This window comes from Alcanivorax xiamenensis (genome assembly GCF_009846745.1).
Classification (GTDB): Bacteria; Pseudomonadota; Gammaproteobacteria; order Pseudomonadales; family Alcanivoracaceae; genus Alloalcanivorax; species Alloalcanivorax xiamenensis.
In genome coordinates this window covers 1-14,104 of the sequence record NZ_AQPF01000070.1, presented here as the reverse complement: position 1 = coordinate 14,104, position 14,104 = coordinate 1, and the positions used below count along the sequence as shown (strand labels likewise).

General features: G+C 62.8%; 15 protein-coding genes. 6 read left to right on the top strand and 9 right to left on the bottom strand.

The features are described 5' to 3' along the window. The coding region (locus tag A6D6_RS20505; RefSeq protein ID WP_236564195.1) for a hypothetical protein at positions 1 to 388 on the top strand (388 nt) is incomplete at its 5' end. A 40-nt stretch (positions 389 to 428) separates the two neighbouring features. Here A6D6_RS20505 and A6D6_RS20500 read toward each other — a convergent pair. Continuing rightward, positions 429 to 1,868: an MFS transporter gene (locus tag A6D6_RS20500; RefSeq protein ID WP_159661729.1), complete on the bottom strand. Its 1,440-nt coding sequence runs from the start codon at positions 1,866 to 1,868 to the stop codon at positions 429 to 431. A gap of 111 nt (positions 1,869 to 1,979) precedes the next feature. Here A6D6_RS20500 and A6D6_RS20495 point away from each other — a divergent pair, with 111 nt between their 5' ends. Beyond that, positions 1,980 to 2,774 (top strand): helix-turn-helix transcriptional regulator, encoded by a 795-nt coding sequence (locus tag A6D6_RS20495; RefSeq protein WP_159661728.1) that lies wholly within the window; start codon positions 1,980 to 1,982, stop codon positions 2,772 to 2,774. 5 nt (positions 2,775 to 2,779) lie between these two features. Here the strand turns inward: A6D6_RS20495 and A6D6_RS20490 are convergent, their stop codons facing one another. Both A6D6_RS20490 and A6D6_RS20485 read right to left on the bottom strand, forming a co-directional pair. Next, a complete protein-coding gene (locus A6D6_RS20490; protein WP_133490457.1) occupies positions 2,780 to 3,691 on the bottom strand; it encodes a LysR family transcriptional regulator in 912 nt (303 codons plus the stop codon). Positions 3,692 to 3,806: 115 nt separating this feature from the next. After that, positions 3,807 to 5,279, bottom strand: coding sequence for a DHA2 family efflux MFS transporter permease subunit (locus A6D6_RS20485; protein WP_159661727.1), 1,473 nt, complete (start codon positions 5,277 to 5,279; stop codon positions 3,807 to 3,809). Between the two features lie 166 nt (positions 5,280 to 5,445). Here A6D6_RS20485 and A6D6_RS20480 point away from each other — a divergent pair, with 166 nt between their 5' ends. Continuing rightward, entirely contained in the window at positions 5,446 to 6,045 is a 600-nt protein-coding gene (locus tag A6D6_RS20480; protein ID WP_133490460.1) for a TetR/AcrR family transcriptional regulator, read from the top strand. Here the strand turns inward: A6D6_RS20480 and A6D6_RS20475 are convergent, their stop codons facing one another. From A6D6_RS20475 to A6D6_RS20465, 3 genes are read right to left on the bottom strand one after another with little or no spacing between them, the layout of a single operon-like run. Next, complete coding sequence (locus A6D6_RS20475) at positions 6,046 to 6,285, bottom strand: cytoplasmic protein (protein WP_133490461.1); 240 nt, start codon at positions 6,283 to 6,285, stop codon at positions 6,046 to 6,048. It lies immediately after the preceding gene. Continuing rightward, positions 6,282 to 6,992: a glutamine amidotransferase gene (locus tag A6D6_RS20470; RefSeq protein WP_133490462.1), complete on the bottom strand. Its 711-nt coding sequence runs from the start codon at positions 6,990 to 6,992 to the stop codon at positions 6,282 to 6,284. The genes A6D6_RS20475 and A6D6_RS20470 overlap by 4 nt, the downstream gene beginning before the upstream one ends. Further along, positions 6,989 to 7,798, bottom strand: a complete 810-nt coding sequence (locus A6D6_RS20465) for a YggS family pyridoxal phosphate-dependent enzyme (RefSeq protein ID WP_133490463.1) — start codon at positions 7,796 to 7,798, stop codon at positions 6,989 to 6,991. Before A6D6_RS20465 ends, A6D6_RS20470 begins: the two co-directional genes overlap by 4 nt. A gap of 81 nt (positions 7,799 to 7,879) precedes the next feature. Here A6D6_RS20465 and ptsJ point away from each other — a divergent pair, with 81 nt between their 5' ends. Next, positions 7,880 to 9,178, top strand: coding sequence for a MocR-like B6 salvage transcription factor PtsJ (gene ptsJ / locus A6D6_RS20460; protein WP_159661726.1), 1,299 nt, complete (start codon positions 7,880 to 7,882; stop codon positions 9,176 to 9,178). On the opposite strand, the gene A6D6_RS20455 is transcribed toward ptsJ, so the two are convergent. Further along, entirely contained in the window at positions 9,179 to 9,820 is a 642-nt protein-coding gene (locus A6D6_RS20455; protein ID WP_133490465.1) for an NAD(P)-dependent oxidoreductase, read from the bottom strand. It lies immediately after the preceding gene. A 122-nt stretch (positions 9,821 to 9,942) separates the two neighbouring features. On the opposite strand from A6D6_RS20455, the gene A6D6_RS20450 reads away from it, so the two are divergent. Continuing rightward, entirely contained in the window at positions 9,943 to 10,854 is a 912-nt protein-coding gene (locus A6D6_RS20450) for a LysR family transcriptional regulator (RefSeq protein WP_236564194.1), read from the top strand. Next, positions 10,851 to 11,174: a thioredoxin family protein gene (locus A6D6_RS20445; RefSeq protein ID WP_133490467.1), complete on the top strand. Its 324-nt coding sequence runs from the start codon at positions 10,851 to 10,853 to the stop codon at positions 11,172 to 11,174. The genes A6D6_RS20450 and A6D6_RS20445 overlap by 4 nt, the downstream gene beginning before the upstream one ends. A gap of 33 nt (positions 11,175 to 11,207) precedes the next feature. Here A6D6_RS20445 and A6D6_RS20440 read toward each other — a convergent pair whose 3' ends face one another. Together A6D6_RS20440 and A6D6_RS20435 are read right to left on the bottom strand one after the other, a co-directional pair. Continuing rightward, positions 11,208 to 11,762 carry a tetratricopeptide repeat protein gene (locus A6D6_RS20440; RefSeq protein WP_159661724.1) on the bottom strand — a complete coding sequence of 185 codons (555 nt, stop codon included), beginning with the start codon at positions 11,760 to 11,762 and terminating at the stop codon, positions 11,208 to 11,210. A 126-nt stretch (positions 11,763 to 11,888) separates the two neighbouring features. Then, positions 11,889 to 14,104, bottom strand: a 2,216-nt coding sequence (locus A6D6_RS20435; RefSeq protein ID WP_201303864.1) for a PKD domain-containing protein, incomplete at its 5' end; no start/stop codon positions are given.

Below are 14,104 nucleotides of genomic sequence, written 5' to 3'. Positions count from 1 at the left end.
CGGCGTCCGGCGTCCGGCGTCCGGCGTCCCCTTGTTGCCGTGTGGAGATCACGCCAGATGTCAGATGGCCCTGGCCGATCAGACCCAGGATGAGGCATACTTCGCGAAGCTGTCCGCGATTAAAACGGCAGCACGATTGCCCGGCGCGTTCCACTCTAAAATCCAGGAGCACTGTCCGCACAATCGGTGCCACCTGTTGAGGCGGTGCTCCTCACGGCAGACAGTGTCAAATCATGGCCTGGAAATACTCCAAATGATGAATTGGATCCCCATAGTCTTTTTTACCTTCAAGATTGTCGTGTTTGGTACGGGCATGTTCTTCGCCATCAAGTGGCACTACGACAAAGGGAAAAAGAAGAAAGAAAATAACGAAATCAGCGGGCGGTGAGCGCCCGCTGATCAGGGGGGCGGTTTTCCAGCTTTGCGCATCAGGCGTTATGCCCCAATCCGCGCAGCCGCTGCAATAACACACAGGACAACGCCGCCGCCGTCAGGTTATAGAGCATGGCGGTGACGAAAGCGTCCACATGGGCGGTGGCCGGATCCGCCAGTGGGGCAGCCCGCAAAGTGCCGAGGAACAGGATGCCCATGGCGCACACGCCGAGGGCGGCGCCCACCTGTTGCAGCGTGGAGACCACGCCGGAGGCCATGCCCGCCTGTTGCCGTGGCACCACCCCGAGAACCAGATTCAGCAACGGCGTCATCACCAGGCCCTGTCCAAAACCCACCGCGATCAATACCGGAACCCACCCCACCAGTTGCCCCTCTGGCGCGGTCCAGTGCACTTGCGCGATCAGCGCTCCCAGGGACACCGCGTAAAGACCGCCGCCGGCCACCAGAGTGGCGGTACCGTAGCGGGCTACCCAGCGTGATGCCAGCAAAGACGACGCCATGAAACCGGCGCTGGCCGGCGCGAACAGTGCGCCGGCCTGGAACGGATCCAGCCCCAGTCCGGTTTGCACCAGCAGCGCGAAGCACAGAAAAAAGGAACTGGAAGTGGAATAGATCAGCGTGACCAGTAAACAGCCCAGCGCGAAAGCCGGCTGTTGCAGTAATGCCATATCCACCAGCGGCAGGCGCCCCCTGCTTTGCCGATGACGTTGCTGAGTGCTGAACAGCGCCAGCAGCAAAATGGACAACGCCAGGGCTCCCCAGCACCATAACGGCCAGTGCCGGGTCGGCCCTTCCAACAACGCCACCAGCAACAAGGTCAGGCCCGAGGCCACCAGCAGCACGCCCGGGCCATCCAGATCCGGTTTTTGCTCCAGGCGCGATTCGGCCAGCCGTCCGCCGAACATCAAGGTCACCAGCCCGACGGGAAGGTTGACCAGAAAGATGGTGCGCCAGCCCAGGCCAGCCAGATCCAGATGCACCAACCAGCCGCCCAGCACCTGCCCGGCGATCGCCGCCAATCCAAGCGTCATGCCCAGCCAGGCAAACGCCCGGCGCTGAGTGTGGGCGTCGTAGAGCACGCGCAGGGAGGCGTAAATCTGCGGAAACAGCAGACCGGCGGCACCGCCCTGAAATACCCGGGCGACGATCAGGGCTTCCGCCGTTGGGGCGATGCCACACAGCAGGGAGGCCAGGGTGAAGAGAGTCATTCCCCACAGATACAGACGCCGGCGTCCAAACCGGTCGCCGAGGCGTCCGCCGGTGATCAGCAGCGCGCCGAACGCGAGTTCATACCCGGCCAGCACGAAGCCGATTTGCGCGAAACTGGCGCCCAGATCCCGCTGCATGCTGGGGATCGCCACATTGACCACGAACAAATCGAAAATGGTGACAAAGCCGCCGAGCAACAACACCGGCAGGCCGGGAATACCCTTGTCATGGGGAATGGGAGAAGCAAGTGGGGGGCGGGACGCCATCGTGGTCTCCTCTTGTGGGCGAAGGTTGTACGTGGGTTAAGAGACGCTATTCTGGAGACCCTTTATCGCATTGCAATTTAGCTGTTTATCCTATTACAAGAGGTAATCCTCATGACCGCGCCGAGGCTACAACGGACCCGCCAGGAACTGGCTGCCTTTCTGCGTGCCCGCAGGGAAGCGGTCACCCCGGAGCAGGTGGGATTGGCGGACAGCGGGCGCCGGCGCACCCCCGGTTTGCGCCGCGAGGAAGTCGCCACGCTCGCCGGAGTCGGAGTGACCTGGTACACCTGGCTGGAACAGGGGCGTGACATCGGCGTGTCCGCGCCGGTGCTGGAACGTATCGCCCGGGTGCTCAAACTGGACGGCGCGCAGCGCCGCCATCTGTTTTTGCTGGCGCAGAACCGGCCGCCGGTGGAGCCGGGTAAAACCTGGTGCTCGGTGCCGCCGCTGGTGCGGCGCCTGATGGACGATTGGCCCGACCATCCCGCTTATGTGCTCAACTTGCGCTGGGACGTGCTGGCCTGGAACGCGGCGGCGCAGACGCTATTTGATTTCGAGCGGCGACCGGCGGGGCAGCGTAATCTGCTTTGGCTGTTGTTCACCGCCGAGGATCTGCGTGGCGCGTTCGTCAATTGGGCCGAGCAGGTGCCCGGCATGCTGGCCAGTTTCCGCCGCGATTTCGTGCGCGCCACCACTGATCCCAGCATCACCGAGCTGGTTCGGCAACTGGAGCGGGCCTCGCCGGAATTCCGCCAATGGTGGCCATGCCAGGACGTGCGGGCTCCGTGCACGGGCAGCCGGGAGTTGCTTTGCGATGGACAGGTTCGGCGCTATCAGCACACCACCCTGACCGTGGATGAGGACCGCCATCTGCGTCTGGTGGTGTACGCGCGGGACGAGGAATAGAGCGCTCAGCGCCGGGGCGTGGGGTGCAGGCGCTCGCCAATCACCGTTTCCAGCCACTGGGAGAACACCTGGAAGCGGTGCGACAGATGGAGGCGCTGTGGATACAGCAAGGTGATCTCCATGGGTTCGGCCCGCCACTCGGGGAGCACTTCGCGGAGCAGACCGTTTTCCAGATCCTCGCGAACGTCGTAGGCCGGCACCTGAATCAGACCCAGCCCGGCCCGGCAGCAGGCGATATACAGCTCGGTGTTGTTTACCGCCACGGCACCGGGTATCTCCATCTCGTGGTATTCGCCATCGCGTTGATATTCCCAGGGTTCAGGGCGGCCCTGGCTCGGTGAGATGTAGTGCACCACCTGATGTGACGGGAGCTCTTCCACCGTGGTGGGGGTGCCGTGGCGCCGCAGGTACGCAGGGCTGGCGCAATTGATCAATTCCAATCGCCCCAACGGTCGGGCTATCAGGGAGGAGTCGGCCAGCGGCCCGACGCGAATGACACAATCCACCGCTTCCTGCACCAGGTCCACCTGGCGGTCGGCCACGCACAGATCCACCTTGATATCCGGATAGCGGTCCAGAAAATCCGGCAGCGCCGGGGCCAGTACCAGCCGGCCGACACGGGCCGGCACATTGACGCGAATGCGGCCGGCGGGGGCCTTGCCGGGGCGGAACAGCTCCTCGGTTTCCTCGTAATCGGAAAGCAGTCGCACACAACGTTGATAGAAACGATGTCCTTCCTCGGTGACGGTGACCTGACGCGTGGTGCGATGCAGCAGCCGCGCTCCGACGCGTTGCTCCAGTGTTTTGATCGCGCCGGACACCGAGGAGCGCGGCAGCGGCAGGGTTTCCGCGGCGCGGCTGAAATTGCCGCAGTCCACCACGCGCACGAAGATTCTGAGCAGTTCCAACCGGTCCATGGCGCGCCTCCATTGTTCGTCTGGGCTGACGGATAGAAGGGAATATACTGTGTTTGTTCCTTTTTGACGATCAACGTCATGGGCGCGTGGTCAGCCCGGCCGGCAAGGATCCCGGTTACACCGCGGGTTCCGATACGGTGGCCGTGCGGCGGGCCCACAACAGTAACGCCGCCGTCAGTAGCGCGGCGGCGCCGGCCACGGCCATGGCGAGATGAAAACCGCTGCCCAGGGCGGCAGTCAGTTGAGTGGCGATAGCGCTTACTCCCGATGTCGGTGTGGCGCCAGTGACGGCTTGCCGTGCCAGTACCGGATCGCCGCTGGCCGCGCTCAAATGACGAATTGCTTGTGTGCTCATCAGGCTGCCCATCAGGGCGATTCCCACCGCCATGCCGGTTTGCCGCAGGGCGTTGATCACTGCCGAAGCGATGGCCGCCCGTTCCGGCGGTACCGCGTTCATTACCGCCAGCCCGGTGCCCGGTACCGCCAGCCCCATGCCGGCGCCAAGCAGGGCGAACAATAGTCCCACCCACCGGTAGTCGGTGGTGGCGTCCAGCAGCACCATCGATGTCATGGCACCGCCCATCAACAAGTAACCGGCGATCAGCAGAGTCGACAGGGTGAAACGTTGATGCAGCCGGCCGAACAGGATTGACGCCAGCCCGGACAGTACGAATTGCGGCATCATTCTCAGACCGGCCTCGGCGGGACCATGACCTTGAATCCGTTGTAGGAACAGTGAGAAGAAAAACAGGCTGCTGTAAGCGGAAAAGCCGAGCACGAAAGAGGCCACGTTGGCACGGGAAAACTCCCCATGGCGGAACAGGGCCAGCGGTAAGACCGGGCGCGCCACCCGGCTTTCCACCCACACGAAGGCGATCATGCCGAGCAGGGCGGTGAGCAAGGCGTAGCGGGGCAGGGCGTGCATCCAGCCGTGTTCACCGGCGGCGATCAGACCGAAAGTGAGCGTGCCCAACGCCAGCACCGCCAGAAATTGACCGGCCGGATCCAGGGCGGCGTGCCGCGGATGCCGCCGTTCCGGGATGCTGACGCCGCCCAGGATCAGCACCGCCACGCCCAGCGGCAGGTTGAGTAGAAAAATGCTGGGCCAGCCCACCGTGTCCACCAGCACGCCGCCGAGCAGAGGACCGAGGATCAATGACAGGGCGCTGAACGAGGACAGCCCGCCGATGGCATGGGCCCGTGAACGCGGATCGGGGAAGGCGTGGGACAGGATCGACAGGGCGCCGGGAATCAGCAGCGCGCCGGCCATGCCTTGAGCAACCCGGCCCACCAGCAGGACGGTCAGATTGGGGGCCAGGGCGCACAGCCCCGAGCTGACGGTGAACAGCGCAACGCCGGCGAGCCAGCAGCGTTTATAACCATAACGGTCACTGAAAGGACCGGCGGAAAGCATGAATGCGGAAAGGCACAAGGCGTAGGCGTCGATTACCCATTGCAAACCGGCCAGATCGGCGTTCAAAGCGGTCTGCAGGGTTGGGAGCGCCACGTTGACGATACTGATGTCGAGTACCGCCATGAAGGTGGCCAGATAGACGGCGGTGACCAGGGCGAAGCGGCGCGAAATCATGGAAATTCCTTTTTGAGAATGAGTCTTGTTTGTGAAGTCTAGTTATTGACTGACCGTCGGTCAATTGAATTGACAAGGCGAATCCCTAGGTCCCGTGTTGACGACCCGGTACACTGACACCGTCGTTATCCACTGACGGCGAATCGAATTGGAAGAAGGAAGTCTCTTGAACACCAAGCAACGGCCGCGGCAGGTGAAGCCCGCTGAAGTACGTCTCGATGAGCTGGTAAGCGCCGCCCAGGCATTGTTTCTCGACAAGGGCGTGGACGCGACCACGGTGGGGGATATCGTCGAGCGGGCCGGTGTGGCCAAGGGGACTTTCTATCACTATTTCAACGCCAAGACCGATCTGCTGCCGGCCCTGCGCGAGCGCTTTACGCGTCGCTTTCTGGAGCGCGTGAATGCCGCTGTGGAAGCCTGTGGTAGCGACGACTGGCCTGGCCGTCTGAGCGCCTGGTTCACCAGTAGCCTGCATGCCTATCAAGCCGATTTCCAACTGCATGATCTGGTCTACGCCGGCCACCACCATGACCGGGACAATCCGGATCTGGACGCGGTGGTGGGCCAGGTGGAAGCGATTCTCCGCCAGGGCGGCGACGCTGGCGCCTGGCCGCTATCCGACTGGCAGCGACTGGCGACCATGGCCTACTGGAGCATGCATGGTCTCGCCGACACCGCTATTGCCCGCGGTGGCGAGGACAGCGACGAACTCGGCGCTTTTCTCAGCCGCCGCTTCCTGGCCATGCTGGGAGGCGTGGAGAAGTGATTAGCGCTGTTCACCGAGAGGCCGGTACAACGGCCGGCGGCTGAGGACTTTCAAACCGTCGGGCCCGCTTTCCAGCAAACGGTATTCCTCGCTCGCCACCTGGATGGTGAGTTGATAGCCGGCGGCTTCCGGGAAACAGCCGCGCACCTGTTCCATGGCCGCCCGGGCGTCGGCGCCGTCGGTTTCAAAATGGCCCAGGAGCCGGTTTTGGTGATGGATCGTCAAACGGTACTGCGTCATGGCTGCTGCTCCCATTGGTCCCGCCATTGTGTCATCAGTCGTCGCGCCGCCCGGGTCAGGGCGCCGCCGTGTTCGGCGGCGTCCCGGCGCAGTTGCTCCAGGTCGATACCGGCCCCTGACAGCTCCAGGGTGTGGCCGATCAGCCAACGTTCCAGCCGGGCCGGGTCCGCTTCGATGTGAAATTGCAGGCCCAGGGCATGGCGGCCAACGGCGAACGCCTGGGTCGGGCAGGGCGCCGTGGTGGCGAGGCTGGGCACGGTGGCCGGCAGCTGAATCCGGTCGCCGTGCCAGTGCAGCACCGGGATGTCCTCCAGAGCAGTCAGTGGCGAGGCTCGACCGGCGCTGGTCAATTGCAGCGGCGCGAAGCCGATTTCCTTTTCCGGCATGGCGCCAACCCGGCCACCCAGAGCCCGGGCCAGCAACTGCGCGCCGAGGCAGACGCCGAGCAGCGGCTGCCGTTGCCGCAGACGCTCGCTGATCAGGGCCAGCTCGGTTTTCAGGTACGGGTAGAGGTGGTCGTCGAAGGCGCCGATCGGACCACCGAGGACAACCAGCAAGTCGGGTGGGCTATCGAACAAATCCTCGACGGTGTCGACGCCGATATCACGGTATTGGATCCGCCATCCCCAGTCGCGCAGCAGGGGTTCCAGCGTGCCGAGATCCTCGAAGGCCAGATGGCGCAGCGCCACGGCGGTGTGGGTCGTCATGGCGTTTGCTCCGATTGTGGTGTGGGAGAGGGCGCGGCGCCCGGCCAATAGTGACTGTCGGGCAGGGGGCGGGCGCCGAAGATGGCCTGCCCCACCCGGACCACGGTGGCGCCCTCCTCGATGGCGGTTTCAAAGTCGCCGGACATGCCCATGGATAACTGCGTCAGTTCAATCCCGTCCGGCGCGTTCTGGCGCAGCCGGTCCCGTAATTGGCGTAACCGCGCGAAGCAGGCCCGGACCCGGTCGGTGTCGGACGACCACAGCGCCAGGGTCATCAGGCCCCGGACCCGCAAGCAGGAAAACGGCGTCAGTGCCTTCAGAAACGGCGCCACCTGATTGGGCGCCAGGCCATATTTGCTGTCCTCGTCGGAAGTGTTCACCTGCACCATGACGTCCAGGGCACGGCCCTCCTTTTGCAACCGGCGGTCCAGGGCCTCGGCCACGCGCACGCTGTCCAGGGCCTGGAATTCACTGGCGAAACGGGCCACATAGCGGGCCTTGTTGGTTTGCAGGTGGCCGATCACCGACCAGCGCAGGTCGGTCAGATCCGCCAGCGTCTGATGTTTGTGGCGGGCTTCCTGCACCTTGTTCTCGCCCAGTTCCCGGCAACCAGCGGCGTAGGCCAGCCGCAGGCGTTCCACCGCCACGGTTTTGCTCACCGGCAGCAGGCGCACCGTCGCCGGGTCACGGCCCGACCGGCTGCAGGCGTCGTCGATGCGCTGGCGCACCGACGCCAGATTGGCGCGAATTTGAGCCACCGTCGCCGCCGGCGGATAGGGGGACGTGAGGGTTGGGTCTGATGCCATTACCGGGCTCCCATGGGAACTTGGAGAGCGCTCAGTCTATAATTGTCACAGGTCAAAATCCATATTGTCATAGGACAAAAAATGGCGATTACAGGACAAAGCGCGGCGGAGATCGTCGACAGCGTGCGGGCGGAGGTGCGAAACGGTGCCCTGGAGCCGGGTCAGGCGTTGCCGCCGGTACGGGAACTGGCGGCGCGGCTGGGCGTGAACCGCAACACCGTGGCCGCCGCTTACAAGCGGTTGGTGGTGGTGGGCGTGGCGGAAACCCGGGGGCGGTTGGGGACACTGATTCGAGAGCCGGCGGCACCGGGACCACGGGAAGGCGCGGCACCGGACTCGCCCTTGATGGATCTGGCCAGCGGTAATCCGGACTCGCGCTGGCTGCCGGACCCGCGTGTGCTGGCGTCGGCTTTGTCCGGGCAACCGCGCCTGTACGGTGAGCCACCAGTGTCGCCCCGGCTGGCGGCCTCGGCGAAAAGGTGGTTTCAGGACGCTCATTGTCCAGACCCGGTCCTGAGCGTGACCCACGGAGCGGTGGATGCCATCGAACGGTTGCTGGGTGCTCATCTGGTGTCCGCTGATCCGGTGGCGGTGGAAGACCCCTGCTTCCTCAGCAGCATCAATACGCTGCGCTTGCTGGACCTGCGTCCCATGGGCGTGCCGGTGGATGGCGAAGGCATGACCGTGGATGGCTTGCGTCAGGCCCTTGCCAGCGGCGCCCGTGCCGTATTGTGCACGCCGCGCGCCCACAACCCCACCGGATGCAACCTGAGCGCTGGGCGGGCCGCGGCTTTACGGGATGTGCTGGCTGAATACCCGGATGTACTGGTGATCGAGGATGACCACTTCGCGCCGTTATCACGGGCCGCCTATCAGCCGTTGGCCTCATCAAGGAGCCGGCATTGGGCGCTGGTGCGTTCAGTGTCGAAATGCTTTGGCCCGGATTTGCGGCTGGCACTGATGCTCAGCGATGAAGACAGTGCCCGCCGGCTCGGCCTGCGGCTGGCGTCGGGCACCACCTGGGTCAGCCATTTGTTGCAGGATATGGTGGCTTGCTGCCTGGAAAGCCGGACGGTCATGGCGCGGGTAATCGAAGCCGCCGCTGATTATCAGCGGCGCCGGGACAACCTGTCACGAGTATTGCGGGAGCACGGGCTGTGCCCGTGGGATGGCGACGGGCTCAATCTGTGGGTGCCATTGCCGGGGCCGGCGGCGCCGGTTACCGCGGCGCTGGCGCGGCGGGGCTGGCTGGTGCGCGATGATCGTCCATTCCGGCTTGCTGACGGCGACGGCGCTTTGCGCGTCACCATCAGCGAACTGGAGCCGGAAACGGCGCGGCGTTTCAGCGAGGATCTGGCGCGGGTGCTGGCGGCCGGCTGATCAGACGTAGCCCAGAGTGAAACGCTGATCCAGATGCCGGGGACTTTCCAGCTCATTGATCATGGCTACCGCATAGTCCTGCACTGAAATGCGGCTGTTGCCGTCCTGGTCGGAGATCAGCTGGTCGCCGCCGAGTTGAAACTGGCCGGTGCGCTCGCCGGGGAAGATCTCCGCCGCTGGGGACAACATTGTCCAGCTTTGTTCGTTCTGGCTGCGCAATAATTCCAGAGCCGCCTTGGCACCCTGGGCGGTGGCTTTGTATTGCTCCGGAAACTCCGGCGTATCGAACAGCAGCTTGCCGGGAGCCACTTCCAGTGACGCGGCCCCGCCGACGATCAGGAAGCGTTTGGCGTCGATGCTTTCCAGGGCGCGCAGAATCGACTCCACTCCCCGGATGTAGTAGCCGTAGACGTCATCCTGAGCATGTCCGCTGAACGCGCTGATCACCGCGTCATGGCCGGCCAGTACCCTGGCCAGAGCCTCGCTGTCCATCACGTCCGCTTTCGCCGGCGTTAGATTCCCATGTTGCGGCAACCGTTCCGGGTGAGTGACCACGGCGGTGACCCGATGGCCCCGTTCCAGGGCCTCATTAAGCAGGGCGGAACCGATGAAACCGCTGGCGCCAATCAATGCAATGTTCATAACCAACTCCTTATGGGGAAGGGTTTGCTGGAAAGCAAAGCCATGGTGGCATCGGTGATTGATTTGAAAAACCGTTCAATCAATAATTCAGTGTTTTCAAATCAATAACAATGGGGCAGCCGATGGCCGCCGTGGAAGATCTCGACTACAACAGTTTGCCGGTATTCATCGCACTGGTGGAAGCGGGCAGTTTCACCGCCGCCGCCGAGCGCCTGGGTTGCACCAAGACCCGGGTCAGCCTGCGGATCCGGCGTCTCGAGGAGCGGTTGGGGCAGACCCTGTTTCATCGCACCACCCGGCAGGTGCAGCCAACGCCCGCCGGCGAGATGTTCTATCAGCAATGCCGGCCGTTATGGAGCGGCCTGGAAGCGGCGCTTGGCACCCTGGAAGCCGACCGGCAGACCCTGACCGGTGAGTTGCGGATCTCCGCCCCCGAGGACTACGCCATGCAGACTCTGGCGCCGGTGGTGGCGGACTTCGGTGCCGGGCATCCAGGATTGCAGGTGGAATTACGCAGCGGTGACCGGATCACCGATATGGTTCGCGAGGGCATTGATGTGGCCATTCGCTTGGGCTGGCTACGGGACTCCACATTGCGTTCCAGCCTGCTCGGTCATTTTCAGCAATGGCTGATGGCATCGCCGGATTATCTGCGGAGAAAGGGCATACCGGCTTCGCCGGAGGCGCTGAGTGATCACGACTGGGTGGCTTTCACGCCGTTGCGCTCGCCGCTGACCTGGACCTTCCGCAAGGGCGAACAACAGTGCCGGGTGCAAATGCAAGCCCGGCTGCGCACCAACGCCACCGGTGTGTTACGGGAAATGCTGGCGCGTGGCGCGGGGCTGTCGGTCATGGCGCAGCCCACCGCGGAAGCGGAGATCCGTGCCGGCCGTCTGGTACGAGTGCTGGCGGACTGGCGTTTGCCGGACGGCGGTATCCACGCGGTGTATCCGCCGGGACGCTATATTCCGGCCCGGGTGCGCGCCTTTGTCGACGCTTTTCGCGCCTTTTTGGAACAGGAGAACCAGCAATGAGCTACCACGAAAGCTTTGTGGCGCGGGAGCCGGAACGGCGGGACATCGACGCTGGCGAGGGCAATCTGGTGCTGGAATTCGGCACGCCCTGGTGTGGTCACTGTCAGGCCGCGCAACCGTTGATCCGTGAAGTGCTGGAGCTGGCGGATACCGATCACATCCGGGTGGAAGATGGGCCGGGCCGGCGTCTGGGCCGCTCGTTCCGGGTCAAGCTGTGGCCGACACTGATTTTCCTGCGTGATGGGGTGGAAGTGGCGAGAGTGGTGCGCCCCACGGACACCGCCGTGGTCCGCGAAGCACTGGCACGCCTTTACGATTAAAGAAGCCCCTTCGCGGCTGTGGTCGCGAAGCGGTCAGGGTCTGTTACGTCGAAGCTCCCGGGCCTGGTCCTGATAGGGGCGCGCCTGATGGCCGCGGCCCAGCGTTTGATAGAGTGCGGCCAGATTGTCGAGTACCAGCAAACGTTGCTCCACCGGGGCCGCGGGTTCAGCCTCGAGCAAGGCATTGGCTTCCAGGTACAGAGGTTCCGCCTGCCCGTAACGCCGCCGCAGATACAGGGCCGAAGCCAAACCATTCAGAGCGTCGGCTCGCAGCAAGGTGTCGTGGTGCTGTTCCAGCAAGGCCAGCACCTGTCGGTAGCTTTGTTCCGCCTCTTCGTAGTGCTGGCGGGCGAGTTGGGTGTCGGCAATGCTGGCCCGGATCCTCGCTTCCTCGATACTGCCCATGCCGAAGTGTTCTTTCAGCAAGGGGAGCAGTTCCTGGTAGCGTTGCTCTGCTTGTTCGTAATCACCTGCGGAGTGTAGCGATAAGGCTTCGTCGTTAAGGGTTTGGATTTGTTGAGGGTCCGCGGCGAACACCGGGGTGCCCGCGAAAAGTATCAGTGCCAAGTATAAAGGTTTCAGTGTCACGGAACTGCTCCTGAAACGGGCAAGAATATCAGATGAAAGCACGGAGGCGCTGGACATGATTAACGCCTCGATGGTGGTCACGTTAAAAGCCGCACGGCCAGTATTTCTGGCCGTGCGTGACATTGATCAGGGTAGCGGCACCTGCTCTTTGTCATAGTGGAAATCAAAGAAAAAGTCCTCTCTTTCCTTGATCTTGAACTGCCAGCGGAAGTCCCCGCCCGATTCGCGGATATTAAAATCGGCGGGATAGACCAACGCGAAATTGACGGTTTCACCTTCTTTAATGACCTGCCCTTCGGTGAGTCCCACCAAGCGAGCCTGTTCGGTGCCACCATGCTCGGTAGTGACGTTGAGGTCGACGATGGTGTAGTCCCCTTTTGAGGCGGTCAATGCCCAGAGGCGGGTTAAGGCGCCCGAATCGGGGAATGTATTGCTATATGGCAGTGTCATCGAGCCTCCCTGATCAATGTCCATGGTGGCGAGGTCTGGCGGAACCGCACCTTGGGATGAGCCAGACGAACCATCGACAATGTAGCTCTGATCGCCTTGGATCAGCCTCAAGGTGGGATAATTCTCCGGAGTGACAACGGGAATGGTGAGGGTATACGGCTCGGAAGTGGCAACGCCATCGCTTACCACCAGGGTAACTTGGTAGGTGCCTGGTAGATCCGCGAGGAACATGAAATATTCTCTGTCACCTGCCTCGGTGGCAGTGCTGCCTTCGGGTTTTTTGTCCATGGTCCACAGGTAATACAAAGCATCCAGGTCAGGATCAATCGCATTGGATGCGAGATAGGCCTGCTGGCCGGTGACCAAGGGCTGTGTTTCGTCCATGCCCAGGTAGGGGTAGAGCGGGTTAATCCGGTTAGTTGCCAGCCGCGCTGTAGGATTGGTCTCCGGCGGGTTATTTTCAGACTTGGCCAGAACCTTACCGTAGATCAGGGTAGTGGGCCGGTTGGTGACACCATGTGAATCACGTACCGCTAGCATGACGACGTAGGCGCCGGGCTGATCCGTAACGATCCCAGCGCGAGCATTGACAAGCACCGCTCCGTCGTCGCTGGTAACATTTTGAAAAGTCAGTTTGGCGCTACTGCCATCCGGTTTGTCGAACAGGGTCCAGATATATTCCAGTGGATCATCATTGGGGTCGCTGCTGTCACGACCATCGAACCAAGCGGTATCGCCGACCAATACAGTGCCGGAGTCCACGGCCAACGCGGCTCTGGGAGCTTCGTTGGCACCGGTACGGGCAGTGAAGGTGCGTTGCTTCGGGGCACTGTCGTCCTCACCGTCATTCACAATCATTTCCACGGTATAGGCTCCGGGAACATCGGGCGTGAACCAAAAAGAGCCCTTGCCCGTCTGGTCTTCCTGCACGTAGCCCTCGGGGGTGCTGATCCAGCTATAACGGCGATTGCTGCTGCCGCAGCAGCCGCCGTCCGCGTCGTAGGAATTGCCGCTAGCCCAGATGGTCGTGCCGAGTTCCACTTCATTACTGTAGCTGCCTTCATAGAAACTCACATGGGGCTCGCCAAACCAGGTGGCCACCGGCGGGGTATTTTCAGCGCCATCGGGAAGGGTGACATCAATGGTTGCACTGGATTCACTGATGGAAACACCGTCGTGAACAACCAAATAAGCCGTCCATTTACCTACCACATCGGGGGTTATGCTGGGGGTCGCGGTATCATAATCGACCAGGGCATTCTCCACCGTTAGCAGGGAACCCGCCGGCTTTTGCGCGGTGACTTCCCGGGCTGTGTAGGATGGAGGAAACAGATACCAGCGATAGGTGAGAGGATTGCCGTCGGCGTCGCTGCTGCCGTTGCCGTCCAGGGTCAGGGTTTGACCTCGTTCAATAGTGTAAGGGCCACCGGCGTCAGCCACTGGCTTGGTGTTGGCGGTGCTCGCGATAATGGTAACCGTAAGCGGCGCGCTGATTTTTTCCTGATACCCCACGGTCAGAATGGCGGTGTAAGTACCAGCCATGTCCGCGTAGAAGCTGGTCAGCCCGGTGCCGGTTTGAGCCAGCGCGGCTGTGCTGCCCGTGGGCAGATCCTGCAAAGACCAGTTGTACACCAACTGAGTGGTATCGCCGCCGGTGGGGGGCACACTGCCGCTGCCGTCGAGCATAACGGTGGTGCCGATCAGCACATGGTACTCGGTCTCGGCGATGGCCACCGGATCAGGATTGGTGGCGATAATGGTAACTGCGTCATGACCGCTGTCGGCGGTACCATCATTGACCACCAGGTCCGCTTCGTAGGTGCCGGGCAGATCGGCGGTGAAGGTGGGTTGTGCTCCGGCCTCATCAGACAGCTCGGCGGCACTGCCCACCG